Source organism: Robbsia andropogonis, assembly GCF_000970345.1.
GTDB lineage: Bacteria > Pseudomonadota > Gammaproteobacteria > Burkholderiales > Burkholderiaceae > Robbsia > Robbsia andropogonis.
Map to the genome: position 1 here is coordinate 1 of NZ_LAQU01000008.1, position 25,258 is coordinate 25,258.

16 protein-coding genes and 2 pseudogenes are annotated in these 25,258 nt (G+C 60.2%); 3 read left to right on the plus strand and 15 right to left on the minus strand.

Features of this window, described 5'->3' with window-relative positions; translation table 11 throughout:
• The 10 genes from WM40_RS09740 to WM40_RS09785 all read right to left on the minus strand — a co-directional run.
• Positions 1–4,346: AMP-binding protein (locus WM40_RS09740; RefSeq protein ID WP_157685763.1), on the minus strand; the 4,346-nt coding region annotated here is incomplete at its 3' end.
• Between the two features lie 36 nt (positions 4,347–4,382).
• Complete coding sequence (locus WM40_RS09745; protein WP_157685764.1) at positions 4,383–8,588, minus strand: AMP-binding protein; 4,206 nt, start codon at positions 8,586–8,588, stop codon at positions 4,383–4,385.
• 198 nt (positions 8,589–8,786) lie between these two features.
• The gene (locus WM40_RS09750; RefSeq protein ID WP_024903973.1) at positions 8,787–9,638 is read right to left on the minus strand and encodes an ATP-binding cassette domain-containing protein; all 852 of its coding nucleotides are present in this window, start codon (positions 9,636–9,638) and stop codon (positions 8,787–8,789) included.
• A 32-nt stretch (positions 9,639–9,670) separates the two neighbouring features.
• Entirely contained in the window at positions 9,671–11,449 is a 1,779-nt protein-coding gene (locus WM40_RS09755) for a cyclic peptide export ABC transporter (RefSeq protein ID WP_024903972.1), read from the minus strand.
• A 51-nt stretch (positions 11,450–11,500) separates the two neighbouring features.
• On the minus strand, positions 11,501–12,493 hold the full coding sequence (locus tag WM40_RS09760; RefSeq protein WP_082102554.1) for a YqcI/YcgG family protein: 993 nt from the start codon (positions 12,491–12,493) through the stop codon (positions 11,501–11,503).
• A 5-nt stretch (positions 12,494–12,498) separates the two neighbouring features.
• Positions 12,499–14,085: a cupin domain-containing protein gene (locus tag WM40_RS09765; protein WP_046152779.1), complete on the minus strand. Its 1,587-nt coding sequence runs from the start codon at positions 14,083–14,085 to the stop codon at positions 12,499–12,501.
• A gap of 55 nt (positions 14,086–14,140) precedes the next feature.
• The gene (locus tag WM40_RS09770) at positions 14,141–15,169 is read right to left on the minus strand and encodes a TauD/TfdA family dioxygenase (RefSeq protein ID WP_051504497.1); all 1,029 of its coding nucleotides are present in this window, start codon (positions 15,167–15,169) and stop codon (positions 14,141–14,143) included.
• Between the two features lie 121 nt (positions 15,170–15,290).
• The gene (locus WM40_RS09775) at positions 15,291–16,100 is read right to left on the minus strand and encodes a thioesterase II family protein (protein WP_024903968.1); all 810 of its coding nucleotides are present in this window, start codon (positions 16,098–16,100) and stop codon (positions 15,291–15,293) included.
• Positions 16,097–16,333, minus strand: coding sequence for an MbtH family protein (locus tag WM40_RS09780; protein ID WP_024903967.1), 237 nt, complete (start codon positions 16,331–16,333; stop codon positions 16,097–16,099). The genes WM40_RS09775 and WM40_RS09780 overlap by 4 nt, the downstream gene beginning before the upstream one ends.
• 328 nt (positions 16,334–16,661) lie before the next feature.
• Positions 16,662–17,378 carry a 4'-phosphopantetheinyl transferase family protein gene (locus WM40_RS09785; RefSeq protein WP_024903966.1) on the minus strand — a complete coding sequence of 239 codons (717 nt, stop codon included), beginning with the start codon at positions 17,376–17,378 and terminating at the stop codon, positions 16,662–16,664.
• 238 nt (positions 17,379–17,616) lie between these two features.
• Here WM40_RS09785 and WM40_RS09790 point away from each other — a divergent pair, with 238 nt between their 5' ends.
• Positions 17,617–18,558, plus strand: coding sequence for a cation diffusion facilitator family transporter (locus WM40_RS09790; protein ID WP_024903965.1), 942 nt, complete (start codon positions 17,617–17,619; stop codon positions 18,556–18,558).
• Between the two features lie 135 nt (positions 18,559–18,693).
• On the opposite strand, the gene WM40_RS31320 is transcribed toward WM40_RS09790, so the two are convergent.
• Entirely contained in the window at positions 18,694–18,891 is a 198-nt protein-coding gene (locus WM40_RS31320) for a hypothetical protein (RefSeq protein ID WP_046152780.1), read from the minus strand.
• 249 nt (positions 18,892–19,140) lie between these two features.
• Here WM40_RS31320 and WM40_RS31325 point away from each other — a divergent pair.
• A pseudogene (locus tag WM40_RS31325) lies at positions 19,141–19,239 on the plus strand (3-hydroxyacyl-CoA dehydrogenase); the annotation flags it as partial.
• Between the two features lie 202 nt (positions 19,240–19,441).
• Here WM40_RS31325 and WM40_RS09800 read toward each other — a convergent pair.
• Positions 19,442–20,482: pseudogene (locus tag WM40_RS09800) on the minus strand (MFS transporter); the annotation flags it as partial.
• A 181-nt stretch (positions 20,483–20,663) separates the two neighbouring features.
• Complete coding sequence (locus tag WM40_RS30050) at positions 20,664–20,960, minus strand: hypothetical protein (RefSeq protein ID WP_157685073.1); 297 nt, start codon at positions 20,958–20,960, stop codon at positions 20,664–20,666.
• Positions 20,961–21,133: 173 nt separating this feature from the next.
• Here WM40_RS30050 and WM40_RS09805 point away from each other — a divergent pair, with 173 nt between their 5' ends.
• A complete protein-coding gene (locus WM40_RS09805) occupies positions 21,134–21,694 on the plus strand; it encodes a DJ-1/PfpI/YhbO family deglycase/protease (protein WP_046152781.1) in 561 nt (186 codons plus the stop codon).
• A gap of 56 nt (positions 21,695–21,750) precedes the next feature.
• Here the strand turns inward: WM40_RS09805 and WM40_RS09810 are convergent, their stop codons facing one another.
• Both WM40_RS09810 and WM40_RS09815 read right to left on the minus strand, forming a co-directional pair.
• Positions 21,751–22,461, minus strand: a complete 711-nt coding sequence (locus WM40_RS09810; RefSeq protein WP_024903961.1) for a response regulator — start codon at positions 22,459–22,461, stop codon at positions 21,751–21,753.
• Positions 22,454–25,258, minus strand: a complete 2,805-nt coding sequence (locus tag WM40_RS09815) for a sensor histidine kinase (RefSeq protein WP_236693452.1) — start codon at positions 25,256–25,258, stop codon at positions 22,454–22,456. Before WM40_RS09815 ends, WM40_RS09810 begins: the two co-directional genes overlap by 8 nt.

Sequence of the window (25,258 nt, forward strand, 5' to 3'; positions counted from 1 at the left end):
GACATCGCATCGTCGCCGTCGATTGCCTGTACATCAGCGGATGAATCGCCAGGGCTCTTAAACGTCACATCAACGACAATGCGTGGAACGTCAGGCAACAGCGCCGAAAAACGTTCGACCAAGGCCGGATCGACAATCAACGCATCAAGGGCGGCGTCACGGCCGATATACGCCAGGCGTGCATCGGGATTCTCGGGATCGAGCGGCACATACACCGCACCGGCGCGCAACACGCCCAGCAGCGACGGCACGAGGTGGATATCACGCGGGAGCGCGACACCGATGCGAGGCTCCGTCCCTGCCTTGCTCTGCACAAGCGCCATAAGGCAGCGACGCGCGATCCGCGCCGATACGTGCATCAAGGCGGCGTAATCGAGATCCGTTGTCTCCCGCGACGCGGCCTGCTTGCCATGATCGTCTTGCATGGCCTCGATGCCACGCGGTGCGACGTCAAGGGCATTGCCGCGTCCTGGTCCGTCGGATGACGCACTGAACGCCGTGATCGCGACACACTCAGCCCTTGCCACGGCCTGTGCCGCGATACGCGACATCACCGACTGGAAGGCGACGGGCGTCGAAGTGGAAGGCAGGCAGTCCGACAGCGATCCTGATGCCGCAACCGGCGACAATGCACGTTGCGTAGCAGTCGCGCTTGCCAAGACGTCGCGCACGCACACCTTGTGAGAGGACGCATCCTGGCCCGCGCGTTCGATCACGGATGCCACGAGTTGATCCAACATCCCATCGAATGCGCCAGCCATACGTCGAATCACCGTCCCATCACACGTCTGAGGTTGCCAACGCCAGGAAACGCGCAACGCCGCGCCGGGGCCGGCACGATCGGTAACGCCGTCGTTTCCTATTAGATGCGCGGGAGCGACCACGATCGTCAGTGGCAGATGCGTACGGTCGCGCGCTTCAATCGCGCGCACCCGCGGACCATCCGGAACCCTTGCCGCATCGCCTCGCAACCGGGCGTCCAACGGATAGTTTTCCACCACCAGCGTGCTGTCGAACAGTGGTGCGGTCGGCGCACCAGCCCACTGCTGCAGATGCTGCAACGGCGTGTGCGCAACCTCATGCAGGGACACGCTCGCGGATTGCAGATCGCGCAACCACTGTATCAATGGCCGTGTCCGTTCCACATCGATCCATACCGGCAGCGTGTTGATAAACAGTCCGATCGTCCGATCACTTTCCGGCAATGCCTCGGGACGCCCGGACAACGTGACGCCGAAAACCGCCTGCGTCCTGCCGGCATATTGCGTCAACACCAACGCCCACGCGGCTTGCAGCAACGTGGACAACGTCACTTGGGCACGAGACGCGGCGTGCATAATCCGTTGGTGACGCACCGTGTTGATGTCGTGGCATACGCTTGCCTCGCTGACATCGGCTGGCTTGATCGAGCGCCCCAAGGGCAACGCAGCGATATCAGCAACCATGGCGGGTGCATCGCGAGCCGCCAGGCGTGCTTGCCAGAAAGCATGGCCATCAGGCTGCGCGCCACGCCAAGCGACATAGTCCGCGTAACTGCTGGCAGCAGGCACGTAGTCCAGCGAATTGCCGGCAACCTTTGCTTGATACGCTTCAAGCACTTCGGCGATCAACTGCGCCGTGCTCCACCCATCGGTCAAGACATGATGGTGGGTCCACAGCAGATCCGCCGCGCCATCGGGACGCTGGAACAGCGCCACGCGAAATAGCGGCGCATGGCGCGTATCGATTCCGCGCGCCAGATCGGCATCGCGAGCCGCCACGTAATGCGCCTCATAATCCGTCCGCTCCCGGTAGTCATGAACCGTCCATGGCACCGCCACATCAGAAGCGACGACTTGCCACGCGTCACTGTCGCTCGGCCAGTCAAACGCGGTACGCAAGACCGGATGACGATCCAGCACACATTGCCAGGCCTCTCGCATCAAATCCGCCGCGACCCCATCCAGCGTCAGACGCAACTGCCCGAGATAAACGCCCTGTGCCGCGTCACGCATCGCGTGGAACAGCAGCCCCTGTTGCATCGGCGTAGCCGGATATCGCATGGACGTCGCTGGGGTTGCGTGCTTCGCTGGCTGTGGCGCGCCAACCCGATGTCCCGTCACCGTCGCGTCGGCTGGCGCGCTTTCCTGCGGCGCCGGTGCGTGCGGGGTAACGTTCACGTTGTTTCCGGACACCACTGTCGTGGTCGTCGCGGACGTCGCTGTCCCCGCGGCCCCCGTCGGCGTATCGATCCGCTGCGCCACTTGCGCGGCACCCGCGACCGTCGGATGCGCGAACATCTGCTTCGGTGTCAGTTTCCAACCCACACGTCGCCACTTCGCGATGATCTGCAAACTCAGGATCGAGTCGCCGCCTATCTCGAAAAAGTTGTCCTCCATGTCGATATCATCGCGCCGCAACACTTGTCGCCAGATCGCAAGCAATGTCGACGCGGGATCGTTCTGGTTCGTATCCACTTTCTGCATCGCCGCGACCGATGTCTGCCCGGAGGGACCGCCCGCAGCCGGACTGTTCTCACGCGCGACGGCCCCGTGTACCTGGGCCATCGCGCGTGGCAGTGGCTTGGGATCGGGTAGCGCGGCGCGGTCGATCTTGCCGTTCGGCGTCACCGGAAGCACGGGCAATACTTGCAGCGTCGATGGGACCATGTAGTCGGGCAAGCGCGACGCGAGCAGCGCGCGAAAGGCATCGATGTCCAGGTCCGCCGGACCGGCTAGATACCCATGCAATTGCGGCGGCGCATCGCCATCGGCCCGGGCGATCACAACCGCGTCCCGGACATGATGCAATCCGCGCAGTTGCGCGGCGACTTCCTCCAATTCCACCCGATAACCGCGAACCTTGACCTGGTCGTCGATACGTCCGAGGAACAGGAAGGCCCCATCCGCCAATCGACGAACGCGGTCGCCAGTGCGATACAATCGCAAGCCATCAGCCTGGGCTTGCATCGCATCACGAGCGCGGCTGGTCTCGTTCGCGGCCTCGCCCTGGATCAGCGAACCTGGCACGAAACGGGCCGCGCTAAGCGATGGTTGGTGCAGATAGCCGTCCGCGACACTGGCGCCACCGATGCAAAGCTCGCCCGTCTGTTCACCGTCGAGCAGCGTGCCATCATCGCCGATCAGGCACGCGACAACGCCGGGTAACGGACGGCCCAGCGGAACGGTCACGCCGGGAAAGGTCTTTGTAGATAGCGCCGATCGATCCGCTCGCGTCTGTTGCATCGATTCCATGGACAGGCCCGCGTCGGGTCCCGCCGCGTCATCGATGGCATGCGTGACCAATGCCGGATCGACCTCGTGGGTCAGCACCCCAACGGTGCTCTCGGTAGGACCGTAATGATTGATGACGCGACAAGCTGGACGCAAAGCGAGGATGCGCGCAACCAGTTGCCAGGCGCAGGGCTCGCCCCCTAGCACGACACACTGCCTCGGCAGCACATCCGCGGGGTTGGCCGCCTGCAGCAAGCCATTCAAATGACCGGGAACGATCTTGATCAAATCAATGCGGGCCGCGCGCATGTACGCGGCGAACTCATCGGCATCGGCAGCGAGATCGGCGCTCACGACATGCAGCGTCCAACCATGCCATAGCGCGCCGAACAGCACGGTATGTCCCAGGTCCGCGGCCGGTGTAGAGATCCACGCGGCGCTGCCTATCGATGATGCCGGCAGCCGCGTGGCCACGCCGTCGAGGTAGGCATGCAGCGCCCGGTGCGATATCGACACACCCTTCGGCCGCCCGGTGGAACCGGACGTATAAATGACATACGCTGGCCAGGGCGCCAAGATATGACTATCATCCACGCGATCGACCGTCCCATCGAGACCGTCCGCCACGCCGGAACCCGCGGCGTACCGATCTGAAGGCCCGGTATCATCGATGCCCGCCGCCACGACCACCATATTGTCCGGCAACCAGTCAGGACGTTGTGCGCCGCGCGTGATGCATGCGCGCGCGCCACTGTCTGATGCCTGGTATTGCAAACGCACCGGGGGCATGGCCGGATCAAACGGCACGTAGCACGCGCGCAAACGCCAGACCGCCAGTACCGATGCGACAAAGTCGGCGCTACGAGGCAACGCGAGCGCCACGCGTGCACCGGGCGTCACGCCTGCATCCCTCAGGCGCGCCGTGATTCGCGCAACCTGTCGCCCGAGCGCACGCCAATCCAGACGCGTGGTGCCGTCGACGATGGCGATTGCGTCCGGCCGATCGCGCAGATGCGCGGCAACACGGCCCAGGATGGAGGCCGCCATCGCCGCTTCGCCGTGCCCCGGGCGATCGGTCAATCCGTTCACATCGTGTGACGGCGACAAAAGTTTCGACGGGTTCGGGTTTTGCATGATCGATATTCCAAAAATAAGCGTTGCTACGGCGACTTACAGCGCGTCCAGCACCGTCTCCGGCGCGCGGCTTACCCGCGTCAATAGCGTCTGATAGTCTGCTGCGAATCGCGCCATCCGCGCGGCGCTGTAGAGCGTGGGGGCATAGGCGAACACCGCTTCGATGGCCGGCTGGCCCCCGGCATCAGTTGGCACCAGGTCCAGCGCAATCGCGAAACGCGCATCACTGGCATCGGCGTTCGATACCTTTCCGGTCAACGGCGCCCCCGTCCCGTCCATGCGTTCACCCAGCACCAGTGTGCGCGGCAGCGCATCGTGCAGCACCAACTTGATCTGCGTGAACGGATTCGCCAGCGGATGATCGGGCGGCATTGCGATGTCGGCGGCACGCCCATGCGACATGTTGTTCATGCCAGATGCCGCCGCAACACCAGCCGCGCCGTTCGCGCGATGGGTATCATCACCCGCGCGATCGGCACGATCGCTATCCAATGCCCTGGCGTCCTTGCGGGACGCCAGGGCATCACGACGCACATCGGCCACGACGCGATCGAACGGCACGGCGCCATGTGCCTGTGCCTGAAGGCTGTCGTGATGCACACTGCGCAGCAAGGTCGTGAACGGCTGCGCACCGTCGACTGTCGATCGAACGACAAGCGTATTGACGAAGAAGCCGATCGCTGTTTCCAACCGCGGATCGTCACGACCCGCCACCGGTACCGCGATGGTCAGATCACGATGACCGGCATCGCGATACAACAACGCATCGAGCGCCGCGAGGCAAACGGAAAAACGGGTCACGGCCTGCTTCCGGGCCAGATCATCTATCGCCCGCGTCAGCGCCGATGGCATCGCGAGCGTCAGGCGCGCCGCACCGAATAGGGCATCCGTGGCAACGTCGGCGCGGCTGTCTCCAGCGAGACCGTCCAAGGTTGCCTTGTCACATGAAGGGGAATGCACCGGTGCCGATATGTGATCGCCGTTGCCGGGTATATCCGGCGCCAACGGCCATACCGCGGGCACTGCTTGCAGGCGCCGACGCCAATAGTCGCGTTGCCGATCGTACTCGGCGCGTCCGGCCCCGCCAACCTGGGCCCGTTGCATCACGGCATAGTCGGGATAGCTGATGGGAAGCGGCGCCAGAGCCGCGTACATTGCAGGCGCACGCACCGCCTGCGCCCATTCGCGCAGCATCAAATCGATCGACCACCCATCCGTGACGATATGGTGTAGCACAAACTGCACAACGTGCCGCGTCGCGCCCAGCACATGATGGATGACACGCAACAATGGACCGGCATTCAGATCGAACGGTACACGCGCCGCATCGCGCAATGTCCCACCAAGCGTCTCCGATACGCCAACCACCTCTCGCCAATCCCACGCTTGCGCCACGGCGTGCGGCGGCAGGATCTGCTGCAGCGGACAATCGTCCTCGTCGGTCACGAAACGGGTACGCAGGGCATCGTGCCGACGTATCACCGCTTCCACGGCGTCCTGTAATCCAGCAGTGGAAACGGCGCCGTCGATCGTCACGGTGGCGCTGACGTTATACGCGGAACTGTCCGGATCCATCTGCCATAACACCCACAATCGCTGCTGTTGCAACGAGAGAGGCGCCGTCTGCAGAGGCGGGGATGTCGCATCGTGTAATGACACCATCGCGCCGTGCCCCACCGCGGCGTGCGGCGTTTCAGGCGACACCGCTTGTCTCGCATCATGCTCGTTCGCTATTCCCTTTGTCGTTTCGATGTCCTCCACCGACCACGCATGGTCCAACGCCGCAGCAAGATCACGTAGTACAGGGTAGCGAAACAACATCCCGACCGGCACGGGCCGCTCCGTCACGGCACGCAGTCGCGCGGCGACGCGGGTCGCCAGCAAGGACCGGCCACCCATTGCAAAGAAATCACTGTCGGGTCGTAAAGCGGGTACCTCGCGCGCGTGCCGATTCTCGACCGTTGCTTGATCGTCGCGCGCGACGGCCGCGTCGACGGCGAGCGCATCTCCCTCATTGTCGCGTCTCAGGACGTCATGCCACACATCGGCAATAAGACGGGCCGTGGCGGACCATCCAGTTTCGCGTTCGCGCGGAGGCGGTGCTCCGGTGGACGACGCTCGTGCAACCGTCGTCGCACCAGTCGACGTCTGAGACGTGTCGGACGACGATGACGTGGCTGGCGGCGACCCACGCCGGTCGTAGACCGCGTAGGGCACCAAAGTGCCGTCGCGCCAGGCGGCATAACAAGCGCCACGCTGTAACTTGCCGCTCGAGGTGCGAGGCAAATCACCAGGTTCAAGCAGCAGTACGACATCGCTACGATATTGGTACGCTTCGCCGAGTGCGGCCGCGATGTCGCCTACGAGCGTGTCGATCGCGGCATGGCGCGCCTTGCCTCTAGGCACCTCGGCGGCAATGCCGATACCCTCGCTCGATTCCTCAAGGCCCGCATCGGACGCCTCCGGCATAGGCACGGGAAACACGGAGATACGGCCGCGCCTCAGACCCGGTACCCTGTCCGCCAGCAACGCCTCCAGATCCTGGGGATACACATTTTCACCACGCACGATCAAGATGTCCTTGCGCCGTCCGCATAGGAACACCTGACCGGCATCGACAAACCCGAGGTCGCCAGTACGCAACCAGCGCGCATCTGGTGCAAATGCCGGGCGGACAAAGGCCGCATCGGAGGCGGCCGGATTACGCCAATAGCCTTGCGCGATGCTCGGCCCGCTGCACCAGATTTCCCCCACTTCACCGTCCGGCACACGCTGCCCGTCATCGCCGACAATGGCCATCTCGTGATACGGGACGACGCTGCCGCAACCGACGATCGTCTTCGCCGCGCTGCCGCCCTCGCCCTGGGCAACACTCCCGTTTACCGACACCCCACGCGCAGGTGTCTCGCGCAACGCTTGCACGCTAAACCAGGCGGGCGATGCGCCGGTGCCTGCCACACCACCGCTGACGATCAACGTTGCCTCGGCCAGGCCGTAGCAGGGATAGAGCGATGTCGATGCAAAACCGTACGGCGCGAAATGCGTGGCGAAACCGTCCATCGTCGACTGTCTGATCGGCTCCGAACCACAAAACGCAAGACGCCAGCCGCGCAGATCGGGACCATCGATGCGCGAATCACCGCCGCCATCGATCGCGCGGTGTCGCATCCGGTCGATACACAATCGAAATGCGAAATCCGGGCCACCACTGACCGTGGCACGCTCCGCGGCAATGCCGCGCAGCCAACGCGACGGCCGTTCGAGAAAATGCGCGGGGGATATCAATGTCACCGGGAATCCATGCAAGATCGGCAACAGCAAACCGCCAATCAGTCCCATATCGTGATAAAGCGGCAGCCAGGAGAACATCCGATCCGCCTCGGTACACTGCCACGCATACGCGAGGGCGGCCACGTTCGCCAACAGGTTGGCGTGGCTGACCATCACACCCTTCGGCGATGCCGTCGAACCGGAGGTGTATTGCAAAAAGCAGATCGCATCGGGCATGGCATGCGTCGCAAGCGTGCCGGTCGACGGATTCACACTCGGGCCCAAGGAGGTGGCGTGGAGTGTGCCAGACGGTAATACCTCGAGTGCGACCGTCGCGAGCATTGCCAGATCGTCCCCTAACGGCGTGGCGTCCAGCAGCCCCGCACCCGAGAAAACGCTGTCACGAGAACCCTCGGTCGCATCTTGCGTGGCGTGCGCGGGAAGCATCACAATACGCGCGTCGCAGTCCGCGACGATGCGGCGAAGCCGTTGCACATGCGCGCTCATGCGCATGTCCCGCCCCTCCGGCGGATAGGCCGGCACGGCGATCATGCGCGCATACTGGCAGGCGAAGAACGCTACCGCATAGCGGATGCCGCTCGGGAGCATCAGTACAACCCGTGCCCCCGGTTCAGCATGCCGCATGAGGAGCCGCGCGAGTTGGCGTGCCTCTCGTACCAACGCCGCATAGGTCAGCGTATGGACGACGCCCTCGTGGTCACCGTCCGCCAGGTAACGCAACGCCACGCGATGCGGATGGCGTGCCGCCTGCCCGTGCAGCGCCGTCAGCGCGTCCCGAATCGGGCCGATCTCTTGCGCGCCGGTCATCCCGCTGTCGGTTGCCAGCGGCTCGTCGCGGGTGGCCAGCGGCGGCACATTACCATACGCCGTATGTGGTGTAGCGCGGGCATCATCCTGCCCATCCTGTCGCATCTCTGCTTGTGATCCGCTGTCGAGATCGATCGTCGTCATCCATGTCTCCTCGATGCATTCGCGTGCATGCACGCCGCCCCCGCCAAGCACCTCATCGGTGACATGCGCATGGCGCAATCACTAAAAGGTCGTGGTGCGAGAACATGCCTTTGCATGTCACGCTTATCTCCGCTACCTGCTTAGTAGACCTATACAGTACTTTCTTGCGCATCCGGCGTACCGGATGGTTATTTCGCGTCAGTAAGCGAAGCTGATGGGTGGGCCGCCCGCCGGATGCGGCAGCGTGCCCATCCTGACGCCGTAAATCGTGCCCAGCATGTCCGCTTCCACCAGATCGACGGCCGGGCCTTTCGCGAGCAACGCACCACTTTTCAAGGCAATCAGATCATCACAGAAGCGCACCGCCATATTGATGTCGTGCAAAACCACGATTACGCCCAGGCCATTGCGTGTACTCAACGTCCGGACCAAATCCAGTACCTCGATCTGATGCCCGATATCAAGGGCGGAGATGGGCTCGTCCAGCAACAGGCAGTCGCTATCTTGCGCCACCAGCATGGCGATCCAGGCGCGTTGCCGTTCGCCGCCCGACAGCAGATCGACCTGACGATTGGCGTAGTCGTGCAGATCGGTCAATGTCAGTGCTTCGTCGACCTTCTCCCGATCCTGCTGCGTAAACCGTCCCAGCGCGCCATGCCAGGGATAGCGGCCCAGCGACACCAGTTCACGCACCGTCATCCCGTTCGCTGATGGCTGCTGCTGCGGCAGATAAGCCAGGCGACGCGCCAGTGCCCGGCTGGACCACTGCGACAGAGCACGGCCATCGAAACATACTTCGCCGGCACTCGGCGCATACTGGCGCGCCAGCAGTTTCAGCAGCGTCGATTTTCCCGATCCGTTGTGACCGATCAATCCACAAACACGCCCCTTTGGCACGGACAGGGTCAACGGCTGCAGTAACGTCCTATCCCGCACTCGAAACGTCGCCTCGGTCAACGTGAAAAGGGGCGCCGTCACGGACGACGCCACATCACGTGACAGCTGCGCCGCGGGTATCTCGATATCGATCTTATGCTGTGACAATGGCATTTCGGCATTCGCCTGCAAAAAAAGAGGGGAGTTCAATCGGCAACAACGGCCGCGACCGATGCGCGCCCCGTGGTATCCGCATTCGTGGCGGCAGCGCCCGAGACCAGTGCCTCGCCGTCACCGTGCTCGATCAACTGCCCGTATTCCAGTTTCAGGTAACGGTCTGCAAGCGGAAAGTACCGATCATCATGCGTAATCACCAACACTGCTTTTCCGCGTGCCCGCAACGCCGGTAGCAGTTGCCGATAGAACACGTCCTTGAACAGCGGGTCCTGGTCGGCCGCCCACTCATCGAAAACATAGAATGGTCGATCTTCGAGATACGCCACCAGCAACGCCAACCGTTTGCGTTGACCCTGTGAAAGATTCAATGTCGAAAACACCCCGTCGCGCACGTTGACCTTGTGATCCAGTTGCAGCTCGGAAAGCAATCGACTCACCTCATCATCCACCTTGCCCGCTGTCGCATCGAGACCCAGCAGATTGTCGAACAGGAAGAAGTCGCTGAACACCACGGAAAACAACTGACGATACGCTTCACGATGCTGCTCATCGATCACCTTCCCATCCACGACGATCCGTCCGTCCTCTGGCGCATAGAGTCCAACGAGCATCTTGGCGAGCGTTGTCTTGCCGCTGCCATTTCCGCCAATCAGATACACGATTTCGCCCGGCTTGAACGTCGCGTTTATCGGCCCCAAGGAGAATGTCCCGTTCTCTTTCTCCCGGAAATACCGGTGCGCAACGCCTTCCAGCACGATTTCGCCGAAGGATCCTGACACGCTATGGCTGACCGATGACGCAGAGCCGACAGGGACTTGACGCATGTGCGTCCGGTCCGTTTCCGGCGCCCCATCGTTGCCTGCATGCGTATCTGCACCAGGTTCCGGCAGCAGTTCGCCATTGACCTGCTCGATGCGCTCGAGGGCCACCCGAGCGGCGCTGATCATCGGCATGGCCGATAGCACCGCCTCGATCGGCATGATCATATAGACAAACACGATCGCATAACCGGACATCACGTGAGCACTCGCGCCCAGATGTTGACCAAACACAAAGAGCGTCAGACCGATAAACGCGAACAAGATACAATTGCCCCAACTGTTCGCGGCCGCATACAGGACATAGCCGCGGGTGCGTTGTACCCTAACCGCCTCGACATTGGTCGCAAGCGTATCGTCGATAAACGCACGGCGGCGTGCACGATGCAACTTCAACTCCTTCGCGCCATCGAACAACGACCGGAAGTGCCTTACAAGATCGTCCTCCCGCTTACGCGAGGCGCGCAGATGAAACAAGGCTTTCGTATGCGCGATCCGATACCCCAGGGTACCAAGCACGATCGTCACCACCGCCACCGCAAAGATGCCCCACGACAGATAGGCGAGATACGCCAGGCAGCCGACGACCAATGCGCCCTGCGTGGCAAGCGCGGGCATGCCAATAAAAAAGCTGACGATCGTATCCAGATCCTGCGTCAGTACCGCCAGCGATTTTGCCGCGCCCTGGCGTTCGAGCGAGGCAAACGCCGCCTCGCCAATACGGCGGATCGTTCGCATCCGCAGCGACGCCTTCACCTGCTGCCCGAGACGCATGAACAAGGTTTGCGCCAAGGTCCGCGTTACCAGCACGATCAGGCCGACCACCAGAAACGACATGCCCAGATGCGAGAGCGACGACGCGTCCGCGGCCAGCGCCTGATTGATCAGCGCAAGCAAGCCAGCATTCCCGAGTCCGCCAATCAGGCTACACAGTAACGCCAACAACAACATTCCCCGGGACTGGCGGACCAGTTGCAACAAAATCGACATGGTGCTCCTTGCTAGGGCGGGCAGCGACGGCAGCGTCGCTTTGACCCGCCGTCATTTTTGCATCAAATTGCGATGCCAGCCTTCATGATTCACGGTTTTCTTATCACCCGCGGTGTGCGCAGTCACCGCGGCGGGCGCGCCATGTCCGTTATCGGCCCCGGCTGTCGGCGCCTCGCCAGCGCCGGCGCGGCGAGCCGGTGCATTCGGTTCACCGCCCTCACGCGCTCCTTTGCGCCTGGATTGCTCAATGCGCGACAGGAAGGGACAACGGTCCGCAGACGGCGAATTGGCATCGGGCAGGAAATACTGCCGCCACTCGAGATTGCCGGGATCACCATAGAAACCCAGGTCCGGATGCGCGGTAACGTCGTCCCATGTTTCCAGACGTTTGCGGACCTGCTGCCTTGCCTCACGACCGATGACCTTGTTCGTGATGGTATCGACGAAAACGGCACGTGGCTGGAACAATAGCACCATGCCAGGTCCCAGGTTCCGGCTATGTCGCAGACGGAACGACGGACATGCACAGACAACGAACATCTGCAAGCCGGCATAGCCGAATTCCCATGCTTCGTCGGATGGCGGCGGCTGGTACGGCGCGTCCGGATCCTCGTCGACGTCATGCAAATGCTGCAATGTGCGCCAGAACAGATCATGGTAGCTCTCATGCGGCAACGGCAGCGCGTCGGGTTCGAAGAAAATGGCGATATTGAATTTGCGAAAACGAGGCATCGCGGATAGCGCCGCAAACGTACGCATCGTCTTCACCATCGTCTCATAACGCTTGCCTCGAACGAACCCGTAGAACATCTCGCCGCGTTTCTCCGCCATCGTGCCGAAGAAACAGGGATACGCCGGGTCCATCACCTGGTCGCGCAGCGTCTGATAGGACGACGAGAGCCATGCGGGAGGATCCGTCTCGGTGCCCATCCGCTCGCCGTCGATCAGGCGGCTAGTCCATTGTTGCGGGTCGATCGTATCAATCGGCAAGCGCCCTGCCAGATCATCGAGGAGGCTGGCAAATGGCTTCGGATTGGTGTCCATGCCATTCACCCGATGGCCCGGGCCGTCGACCGCGGCGACGCCGGCGGCTGTGTGCGCCCGTCACCGGGCGATACCACGTCCGGCGCGTCGAGCTCCGCGACCAGTGCCGCCACCCAATCGTCGGGAATGATCGGTTGGTGATACGTGCATTCCGCGGACGTGACGGTGGAACCATGCAGTCGGCCGTCCGGGATCAACACCTTGTCACCAGGATGCATTGCCAACTGCATGCCCAGATTGCCCCAAAACAGCATATCTCCCGATTCGATCGTCACCAGCCGATGGTCATTGTGGACATGCGTCGTCGAACACATCTCCAGCGGCTCGACGAACGTTTCACGATCGATCCCAGGACATTCGACCTCGATACGCTCACTGATGCGGTGCGCGAATGCAACATAACGCGGGATCGCCGACAGCCAGCGAAGTTGCTCACCAAGGTCCCAGCGACCGCGCTCGGACAGATGTTCACGAGCGTGAAAGCCCGATACGATCTGGTCAAAGGCCGCATCGCCGTAACGATCTTCACATCGTCGCAGCGTGCGGCTGAAACGGGTGTCGAGATCAGACCGTGCCTGCAAGAACGCCTGGTCGACGGTCCCGGCGCGGCCCGCTGGCACGAGATGCGGACAGGCTCGTTGCAATGCCGCACCGAACGCAAGCCATTCGGCCTCCGCGGCGAAGGCGGCCCCCGTCAACGCAAAGGCCCGATCCGGGCGACGGGCAAGAGCGTATAGCAGGTTCGTCTTTGCAAGGCTGGTGGGCAGATAGAACTGCCAGTAGGCGTGCGGCTTGCCAGTAACGTCGACGGCTTGCGCAACCCGCTCCGCGACCGCACCGATCGACAACGGATCGGCATCCGCCGTCAAGCCGTGCAGCCTGGGCCACTCGCTTGCCAAAAGCATATCGAAAAAACCGCTTCCCGCTGCCCGGGACAATGCCCGACGCTGTGACTGCGCCAGCGCCCAGCGCTGAATCATGATGAAGCGTAATCCCTCCTGCAAGTAGTCATGCCGAAGCAGGCGAGCGAAGGTCTTATCCCAAAAATCACGTTCTTCGTCGACGATCCGCGACAATGCCTCCGTGGCCAGCAACACGGAATCGGTTGATCTGTTCTGTGCGCCATTCACGGGCCCTGAGCGCAGATAAGAGAATGCGTAAGACTCGAGGAACGGTGCGATGCGCGCACCCAAGCTACGATTGCGTTCGTCGTAAAAAGCCGTAAAGGTCTCCCACGCGGCAGCGTCGGCCGCGCGGGGTGGGCGCATTACATCCAACTCGTAGATCGACAGCAGCGTGCGATGGGAAGCAAGCGAAGGCAGGCGACTGACATTGTCGTGCCTTACCGGCTTGCGGAATTTCAGAAATTCGAAATCCTCGGGTCGCAAGGCCCGACGGTGAAAATCGTCCGCCAACACCAGTTCGTCCACCGTCGCGCTGCGGAAAGGTGGTGCGGCGGCAAACGTCCGAATCAATTCAAGATAGTCATCGCTGCTCCCCTCGTACGTTGCAAAGTTAAACAAAGACGAGGAGGCACCGCCCACATCGACATTGACTTTATCGTGCGAAGAAAGATTACCTATCTCTTCCATTTCGTTGTCCTATATTTATTCATTGTTACCGCCTAAATAAATGACTGATCAATCTTTACGCGCCAGACGCCCCGCTCATAGCGACTACGACACGGCGTTTGCCACTAAACGGCGCCCGCCCATGCGAGGCGAGAAGATTGTCCAGCACCAGCAAATCGCCTTCACGCCACGTAAACGACAACATTGTTTCCTGATATACCGCTCGGATCTCGTCAAGAATGGCGTCGTCGATCGGGGTGCCGTCGCCAAAGCAGGTGTTTCGCGGCAACCTGTCCGGCTCGACCGCCTCCAACAGCGCTTCCCGGAGCGGCACAGGCAGGTTTGTCAAATGAAACAAATGTGCTTGATTGAACCAGACGGGCGCGTGCGTTACCGGATGCCGCCAGACCGCCTGGCAGATTTGGCGGGTACGTAGTGCTTCACCGTCGTCAAGCCATTCGTAATCGATACGATTCGCGGTGCAGTAGGCTGCCACCACGTCACGATCGGATGTCCCGAATACCTGCTCCCACGGCACGTCGAGCCCGTTACCATAATTACGCAGATACATCACGCCTTCTCGTTCGAAACGGTCAAGCACAGTCTGCGGCAGACGCGCACGCAGTCGGGTGTAAACAGTCCTGCTGTCTGCGATTGGGGTCGCGCCGCCTTCCGTTGCCGGGATATCGCAATAGAACCAGATGCGCTTCGGCCATTGCAATGTGTACGACTGCTCATTGTGCTGGTCGATCCATTGCGTCGCCGGATATTCGGTCGATGAATAAACCCGCCCCTCAACCTGGCTGCGAGGCGTTGAACCAAACGTGTAGTCTTGCAGGGCATCGCCAAACGCGCTGGCGAATGCATCGAGCCCGCTGACCTGTAACGGTGCAAATCCTCGCAGCAAAACCGCGCCATCACGCAGCAGTGCCTGTGGGAGATGCGTACGCAACGCGTCGAGGCAGCATGCCAGAGGCACCTGTTCCGATACGTCCGGTGACCAGATCGCCATAGTCGTGCCGTTTGCCTGCATCCGGGTTTCGACGACTCGCACACCGTCCGTGTGAAACACGTCACGGATCACATCATCGGTCAGCCTGTCCATGCCACTCTCCCTGTCACGCCTCACGATTGTCCGGTGCACCATGCATCGATCATGAAAATTCCCATGCGCACCGCGGCGGTTCTCCACGCGTGCACTATCCATTGCTGCGTCCGCGCAATCATCAGCATGGATGCGCCGCGCATCCTTCCAGCTCCAGCGCGATGGCGACCATGACATCTTCCGCCGCGGATTCGACAAAAAAATGACCGCCGTCAAAACGCCGTATGCCAAATCGTCCGGTTGTGCCGCACGACCAGGATCGCACTGCTTCATCATTGCCGGTGGCAGGATCATCACGTCCAACGAACACCGTCAAAGGACAATCGAGTGGCGCCAGCCGGGCGGCGTCGTGAGGTGTCGCGTCATACTCACCATCCGTCGTGCTGCTTTCATGCATGCCGCATGATGCACGCCACCGTGCCCGAAACCAGGCGGGATGAACGCCACAGAGATGAAAGTCCGCACGCAGCACAGGCATCAGCATATCGATAAATGCGGGATCATCGAGCAATGCTGGCGGCGTTCCGCCGCGCGTGCGCAGACGACTCACCATCTCGGACGCCGACGCCACCAGCCAGCCATCCTCTTCCTCCCGTAACGCCGGCCAGACGGTTCCCGATGCACCAAACCAGACTGCCTGACGCCCACGTCTCTGCCGCAGTCGCTGTAACCACTCGAAGCCGATCAACGCACCCATGCTGTGACCAAATACGGCAACGGGAGCGTCCGATTCAGCAACGTCCGCCAACGTGTGATCGAGATGATCGAGCACCGCCGGCCACGTCTCGAGTGGCGTGAATGCCCGCATCGCACCGCGCCCCGGCAGCGTTACCGCTCGAACCGTTACCCACGAAGGCAGCCGTGCCGCCCAGCTTCGGAACAGTGCACCGTTTCCGCCGGCATGCGCAAAGCAGACCAACGTCAACGTCATTTTCGCGACACGGTCGAGTCAGGCGCCGCTTGCTCGGCCATAGCCTTCCGCAAGCTCAGCGGCCGCATATCAGTCCACACCTCATCGATCCACTGGAGACATTCAGCCTTGTCGCCAGCCTTTCCAGCCGCACGCCAACCTGCCGGCATCGCCTTGTAATCCGGCCAGATGGAGTACTGCTCTTCATCGTTTATTACGACCTGGAACCGCGTATTGTCATCACCCCAACTCATTGCACACCCCCTTGAACACGATGAGCCATTGCCTGCACCTTTATGAGATAAGTACGCTTTTTGTTCACCGCCGACACGTTTATTCCACCCGACATAGCCGCGCAAGCAGCGCCGTATCGCTGTGACGCATAATGAGAATCATTTTCGTTACCAACGCACAATACCGGTAGGTCAACTTTGCTGTCAAGTGAAGTTGCACACATCAACGTCGCCTCGGGCCACGCGATCTCGCAGGTGCGGAATGCAGAAACACATCTATCTGACAAAGATATTTCACCTTGCACATCAGTCGCGCCATACGATGGCGAATGTGTAACTTTAAATAGTCCTATACCGATACGTCCGCTTCAGAGGTAAACGCGATGCAGCCCATATACGTCGGGATATCGGAGAACCAGCAATAGCGCAGATCGCATGCGCCAGCCAGTTGATGCGTCGCTTGCACAACGCGACGCGACGCTCGCCCGTCGGCAAGATCGAGCGTCAATCCTTGCAGTCCTCCCGTAATACCTACGCCAAGGGTTTTCAGCAGCGCTTCCTTTGCTGTCCAACATTGAAAGAAGCGCTCGCGTTGCCACGCGGCAGACTTCGCCGGCGAGCACAGCACGGAACGCTCTTGCTGCGTGCACACGAGGTCGACCAATGATCGCCAGTCCAACGCCGGATCACACCATTCGACATCAATACCAACCTGCCGTGCGTCCGACATCGCAATCAGGGCATATCCCCCCGAATGCGACACGTTGAAAGAGAGCCTGTTCTCACTATCACATAGTGCAAGTCGACCATGCATGCCAACGTGCAGTCGGACGTCACCCGCCTTGATCCCGAGGCGACTGCCAAGCAAGGCGCGCAACGTGCCCCGTGCAACGACGAAGCGTGTACGATCCACGGCCTGATGATAGGCCGCCGCCCGCGCGCGTTCAGACGCGGTAAGCATGCCGTCGTCTAATGCGGCGTCCGGCGGCGGCATTGCGACGCACCATATCGTCACATCCGCTGGCCACCGCCCGGCGGCATCCAATTGCATGGCATGCTCAATCATCCTGCATTCCTTCACCTACCCTCATTGTTGCGGCCCAAAGAAGGCATGAACGAAGGATAAAACATCGAGTGGCGTAACGCAAATAAATGAGAATCATTTGCATAAGTCGATTTTACCTCGCGTATAAGCGCTGTGCTCAGAACCAAGCGTCATTCCCGGTATTTGAGATAACCTGGGTAGCTGGTCGCAACATCGGTTCCGCCCCTCGATGGCGGCATTTTTTTTGTACAGGAAACGCATGGCCACTGAATCTCCCACCGCTATCTTCCTGGCGCTTGGCGCGAATGCGCTGATCGCCCTCAGCAAGTTCGCGGCAGCCGCGTTCACCGGGTCTGGTGCAATGCTAGCGGAAGCGATCCATTCCTTGGCGGACTGTGCCAATCAGTTACTGCTGTTGGTCGGGATGCGCCATGCGAAGGAACCATCGTCCGAGCTTCACCCGCTTGGCAACGGCCGAGTCAGCTACTTCTATTCGATGATCGTGGCGCTGATGCTGTTTTTCATCGGCGGGGTATTCTCCGCCTATGAAGGGGTACATCGGCTCGCGCATCACGAGCCCCTCTCCTACCCCTATGTCGCAATCGCCGTGTTGCTGGTGTCCCTAGTCCTCGAAGGGATATCGCTAAGCGGGGCGTTAAAGCAGATCCGCAGGCGAAATCCGACGAAATCGATATGGCGCTGGTTTCGTGAGACGCGGCAGTCGGAATTACTGGTGGTGACGGGGGAGGACACCGCAGCCTTGCTAGGTCTTGCTATCGCGTTTATCGCCATTGTCGCGTCCACGCTCACGGGAAACCCGGTCTACGACGCATGGGGTTCCATCGGCGTCGGCCTGGTATTGATGCTGGTTGCCGGACTCGTGCTGCGTGAAGTGCAGTCGATGATCATCGGCGAGTCCGCGGCACCGGAGACGCGGCGTGAAATACAGGCGTTCTTGACAGCACGACCGGAGATCCGCAACCTCATCAGTCTTATTACATTGCAATGGGGCCAACACATCATCGTTGCGGTGCAAGCCGAGATGATTGATTATCCAAGCGGTCGTGCGCAGGTCGACGCGATCAACCTGATTGAAACAGCACTACAACAGCGTTTTCCGGCTGCGCGCTGGGTGTTCTTCGAACCTGACGTGGCATCGGCGGCAGATCAGCATGATGCCATGCCCACACGATCGCCATAGCACGGTTCAGCGGATGGCCATATCGAAATAACAGTGCGGCATACGCGACCTTTCAATCCCGCGACGCGTGTCAAAGAAGTAAACACCCGAGCAAACCTGCGCCAATCGCCGGGAGTTCATGCACCAAGCAACCACTTAGACGCCATTGGTCGCCTCCGTCTTTGAGATCTGTTTATAGTTTGGCGTGCCATCCGGCGAATTGGGGCCTTGCTTCACATGATTGCGCGCGCCACACATCGGGCAGCGGAAGAGCAGCCCTTGGCCCTCGTTATGAATATCGACATCGGACAGCCGCCAGTCCGCGCCGCAGGATTGATTAATACAAGTAAACATGATCGATATGATAAGCAGTCAGAAGACTGCATCATATAGTAATCGATCGCAAGGCTTTCTTAAAACGTGTCCAACACAATGCGCCGGGCCCTCTGCCCGTTTTGAATAGCAGCCTGAATGGCGTCTGAAAAGACGGCTGGCATCGTGCCAAATAGAAAGGAGACAGCACTGTTGATGCATCAAGTCTGAGACTGCGCAAGCCCGTTGCCATTGTAGGAGCCAGACTGGTCGGCGCCGGTTGGGCTATTCGACAAGACCGTTCGTGACGGTCTGGGCTGGCGGTGGTCTTTCACGGGACCTTTCGAGACAATCGACTTGAATACACCCGGCGGAGTAGCGTGTTACGCGTGACGCCCCGGTTCCCGGCGGCGAACGTGCTCGCCGGAAGGGCGAGTACGAGAATACCGGTACAGCACAAGACCGCGCCTAACGCATAGGTGCCGTTATTGAGATTGCCGGTCAGTTCGCGCATGACGTTCACGATCATCGAACCGGCAATGCCAGAAAGACTGCCGAAGGAATTGATCATCGCGATCCCTGCGGCGGCGGCGGTACCGGTGAGCAAACTGCCGGGATAGGTCCACACCACCGGCGTCAAACCAAGAATACCTGCCGCGGCCACACTGAGAAAAAAGATCGCCAGCGGTAAATTGTCCTGGAACGCCGCGCTGAGCATCAGACCGGCCGCACCCGTGAAGGCGGGGATGGCGGCATGCCATCGGCGCTCCCCCGTCTTGCTCGAATGCCAGGTATTGAACAACATGGACGCCGCCGCGGCCACGAACGGGATCGCCGTCAGCAAGCCGATCGACCGTGTATCCGTTACACCACCCACATGAATGATGGACGGCAACCAGAACGACAGACCGTAGAAGCCGGTTGCGTAACTGAAAACAATGCCGGCAACCATCCAGACGCGATAGTCACGCACCGCGGCACCAAAGTGCACAATCTTCGTCACGCGCTCGGCGACCAAATTTGCCTCCAGGCGCGACTTCTCCTCCGGCGTCAGCCACCTGGCTTTCGAGATATGATCCGAAAGTCCGAAATACACCACAAAAGCCAGCACGATCGGCGGCGTTCCCTCGATCGCCAGCATCCACTGCCACCCGTTGTAACCAAACCATCCTTGCGTTTGATACATCAGCCACCCTGACAGTGGACCGCCAAACACAAGGCTCAAGGGCAAGGCAAGCAACAGACCGGAGGTGACCTTGGTTTGTCGATTTGAAGGAAACCAGTAGTTGATATACAGCAACATTCCGGGATAGAAGCCTGCCTCACAGCACCCTAGCAGGAATCGCATGACATAGAACATCGTCGCGTTGCCGATGCCAAAAACGTGCGCGAGCTCGGCGGTAAACAGCGTACCAACGGAAACAACACCCCAACTGAACATGATCCGGGCGATCCATAACCTTGCCCCCACGCGATGCATGACGATATTGCTGGGAATCTCGAGTGCGATGTAGCCAACGAAAACACGCTTGCACCCAATGCGAACGCGGCATCGCTTATTTGAAGGCCGCCGAGCATCTGCAATTTGGCAAAACCGATGTTCACCCGATCCAAAAACGAAATCGCGTGGCATAGGAAGAGAATCGGTGCAATCCGCCAGAGCACCTTCCTATATAGCTTGTCGTCCACATCGGCATCGACGGGCGGACGTTCATCACCACCCGGTTCATTGCTTATCATCCGTCCTCTCCCTGCCGCGCTTTGGCGATTCAAGGCTATTTTAAATTGTTTCTCTTGCAAATCCTGCACGTCAGTCACCGTATTTCGGGACAGTCAAACCCCGGTTCTCGGCATCGCTCAAAAGAGCGTCGTAGCCATGCTTCGAGAATTGCGGGTGGCACGCCACGCCGATATTGAACGGGCTTTGCGCAAAACCATGCCCCAGTATCGCTGGTCATACTGAGTGGCCTGAGTTCGTCCAGCATTTCCTCGCCCTGGTTCTTCTTTAACGAGAACGAGCGTATCGCAAGCCTGCGAACGCCGCGCACACCTGTCGTGCGCCATAAAATCATTTTTTTCAGTGACTTAGCAATAACCGCCATGATGTTCAAGGGTATTTTCCAGGATCGGATCAGGCACATTCGTGTAGCGCCGCCTCCCGGTCATGCCCTTGCCTCTGTCCCCATGAGATGAATCATGACCGGGATCGCCTTCCTGCTGGCGAGGACCGCTTCTTGCTGCACCTGTTACGACCTTCGTCGTGAAGCAAGACTGGAGAAAACATATGAATACCCGTTTGACTGGTAAAAAAGTGCTGTTGATCACCTCAAACGCTGGCGTCGAACGCGATGAACTACTGGAGCCGTTGAAAGCGCTGGCCGCGGACGGCGGCACGATCATCCACGCATCGATCGATGGCGGAGCAGTGCAGACGGTCCTGCATGATACGGAAAAGGACGCCGTCGTCCAGTCCACCGTCAAACTCGCCAACGTTTCCGCAAAAGATTTCGACGTACTGGTCGTGCCAGGCGGTACAGTCAATGCGGACCAGCTTCGCGTGAACGAAGCCGCGCAACATTTGGTACAGGCCTTCGTCAAGGCATCGAAACCCATTGCCGCGATATGCCATGGCCCATGGGTGCTCGTCGATGCAGGCGTCGTGAAGGGGAAGACACTGACGTCCTATCAGAGCGTCAAGACCGATCTGTTGAATGCGGGTGCGCTAGACTGGGTGGATAAAAACGTCATTCGGTGTCCTGCAAACGGCTGGACATTGATTACGTCACGGAATCCCCGTGACCTGGATGCATTCTCTGGCGCGATTGCTGAGGAACTCGCCGCCTAATGGAAAAACGAGATGGCATGTCCCGCGAGTTCACATCGCCGGACATGCCTGCATGACTATCGTTGCACGCCCATCAGCCGATATCCCACACCGGTTTCCGTGACCAGGTGCGCGGGCTGCGCTGGTTCACGCTCGAGCTTTTGCCGGAGGTTGCCCATATACACTCGCAGGTACTGCGTGTCCTGCTGGTGTGCGGGCCCCCACACATCCGTCAATAACTGACGGTGTGTCATGACGCGACCGGCATTGCGGATCAGACAAGACAGGAGCCGGAATTCGACCGGCGTAAGACGTACATGCTCATCGCCAAGCATGACGGTGCGCGCGTCCAGATCGACTTTGACATCACCAAACCGAATCTCCGATGAACTTCCCTCGCCAATAACGTGGCCGCGATTGGTTCGCCACAACAACGCATGAATGCGCGCAATCAGCTCGCCTGTCCCAAAAGGCTTTGTAAGGTAATCATCGGCCCCTGCTTCGAAACCCGCGACTTTTTCCGCTTCATGACTGCGCGCGGACAAGATGATCAGCGGCATATCGCTCCATGCACGCACCTTGCGGATAACCTCCAGGCCATCCATATCCGGCAAGCCAAGGTCGATGATCAAAAGATCCGGCTTGCGTGTCTGGGCCGCGACAATCCCTTCCTTGCCGGTGACTGCTTCGTACACGGTGATACCCCGATTTTCCAACTCGGTCCGAACGAAACGCCGAATCTGCTTTTCATCCTCTATCAGTACTACCGACACGGCCAGCTTACTCATGCTCTCCATCCCCTCGTTTCGCATCTGCGGCGATCAAACGTCCGGAGCATTCCTCATCACGCATGTCGTCCTCCCCCATTTCCTCGATAGCCGGCGGCTGCACGTCCGCCGGCAATGTCAGCGAGAAGCTTGCGCCGATGCGTTCGCCCGTAGCACTTATCCGGTTGCGTGCCTGCATCTGGCCTCCGTGTGCTTCGACGATCGCGCGGCAGATTGCCAGTCCTAATCCGACCCCGCGCGTTGCCGACTCCTTGACGCCTCGCGTGAATTTATCAAATATCTTGCCCTCGGTGCCAGGCACGAGACCCGGACCGATATCGTTCACCGCCACCTTGACGAAGCGGCGCGCACCATCATGCACCACCGTCCCGACGATACCAATCGTCGTACCCGGCGTTGCGTACTTGCAGACATTCTCAAAAAGGTTGACGAACACACGCTCCATCAGCACCGCATCGAGTCGAATCATCGGCACATCGGACGCGATGGTCACCGTCACGGGACGACCATCCAATATTCTGCGGCACAACGCAAGCGCCGCGCCCACCGCTTCCTCCAACATCAGCCATTGCAAATCCAGCTTTATGCCCCCTTGCAACCTGGCCATATCCAAAAGATTACTGACCAGGCTGACCATGTGCTGCGCTTCGCCGTGAATCGTATTCGCCAGATCGATCCCCTGGTCATTGCGGGATGACGTCGATTCGCGAAGCTGTGCCGCCAACGTGGCGGCCAAACCAAGGATCGCCGTCAACGGTGTGCGAAGATCATGAGAAATGGTCGCCAACAAGGAATTCCGCAGTCGCTCCGATTCCATGGATACCAGGGCGTCCTGCGCGATCTCCACGTAGTGCACGCGCTCCAATGCCAGCGCTATCTGAGAGGCAAACGTTTCCAGCAACCGGTTCTGTTCGGGAGAAGCCCATTGCGTGTTCCGGTTACTGACCAACGCCATTACACCGCGCGTGCGCATCGGCGCCTTTAGCGGCAAATAGTAGGCCGTGCTGGCGGGCAGTGTATTCGTGCCGGCGCCGGCAGGCTGCTGCCGATCGTATACCCATTGCGCGACATCGATCGCAAGCGATTCCTCCGGTAATGCCGTCATCGGGTCCGGATGATCGATTTTTTGCCGGACCTGGTCTTCACTATCAGGAAGGAGGACCGCCACACGCGCGCCGAATACCTCGTGGGTATGACGCGTCGCAATCTCGATAATCTGGCCTTCCGTCAGCGCCGCCCCCAGTTCCTTGACCATCGCATACATCGCCGCCGTGCGGCGCTCTCGCGCGGACGCGGCACGCGCCTGTCGGCGCAGACTCGACGTCAAATGACTGATCGTCAAAGAAGTCGTCAGCATCACGACGAAGGTCAGTAAATACTGTGTATCGGCGATTGCAAAAGAAAAGCGCGGATCGACACAAAAGAAATCAAACAGGAAGACGCTGAGGAAAGACAAATAGGCGCCCGGCCCCCGACCTAGCTTTACTGCCGCAAAGACAACGCCGAGCAAATACAGCATCACCAGATTGGACAAGTTTGCCTGCGATAGCGACAAAGTCACGACGGCCGTGATCGCTGCCGCGATGATCGTCGCAATCACGTAGGCCGACAATGGCGAGCGGGGGTCTCCTGACGACTCGCCACGTCGCAGCAATGGTCGCCTCGCGCGCTTATCCGCATGCCGAACGTCGGATGAGGGTGCGATCAACGTCAGCTCGACCTGTGGGGCGGCCTGCGCGAGGCAGGCGGCGAAAGGCGGTTGCAATAACGCGCGCAAGCGGCCGCGAGATGATTTACCCACCAACACTTTTGAGACATTGCGCATCAATGCGTAAGCAGCCAATGATTCAGCCGCATTAGCACCATCAAGCACAACCGTTTCGGCACCCAACTCACCTGCCAGCTTCAGCGCCTCGAAAGTCGGCTTGCGCTCGACGTCGGCAAGCCGATGCAAGCGCGGTGTGTCGACGTACACCGCCAGCCAATCGGCCTTGAGGCTGCTTGCCAGTCTCGATGCGGTTCGTACCATGGCAGCACTGTCCGGACCAGGACCCACGCACACGATCAATCGTTCTCGCGCCCGCCATAACCGTTCAATAGATTGGTCGGCGCGGTACTCGCGCATTTGCGCGTCCACACGGTCAGCCGTCCGGCGCAATGCCAATTCCCGCAACGCAATGAGATTGCCTTTTCGAAAGAAGTTCTCGATGGCTCGCTCGGCCTGCGCCGGCATGTAGACCTTGCCGTCGCGCAAGCGCTCCAACAACTCCTCGGGTGGCAAGTCCACCAGCGTCACTTCGTCCGCCAGATCGAAGATCCTGTCCGGCACGGTTTCCCAGACACGTATCCCGGTGATCTGGCCAACGATATCGTTCAATGTTTCCAGGTGCTGGACATTGACAGTCGTGTAGACGTCAATTCCCGCATCCAGCAATTCCTGAACGTCCTGCCAACGTTTCGCATGGCGCGCGCCGGCGACATTGGAATGTGCCAACTCATCGATCAGGATCAGGGCTGGGCGTCGCGCGAGGGCAGCATCCAGGTCGAATTCAGCGAGGCGCCGACCCCGCTGTTCGAAGTACGCCGCCGGCAAGACCTCCAATCCGGACAATAAGGCAATGGTCTCGCGTCTTCCGTGCGTCTCGACGACACCGGCCACGACGTCGAGCCCTTCATCGGCCAGACGATGCGCCGCCTGAAGCATGGCGTAGGTCTTTCCAACGCCGGCCGACGCCCCAAAAAAAATCTTCAGTTTGCCACGCTGCTGTCGGGCTTCGTCGCGTTGGATGCGACTCAA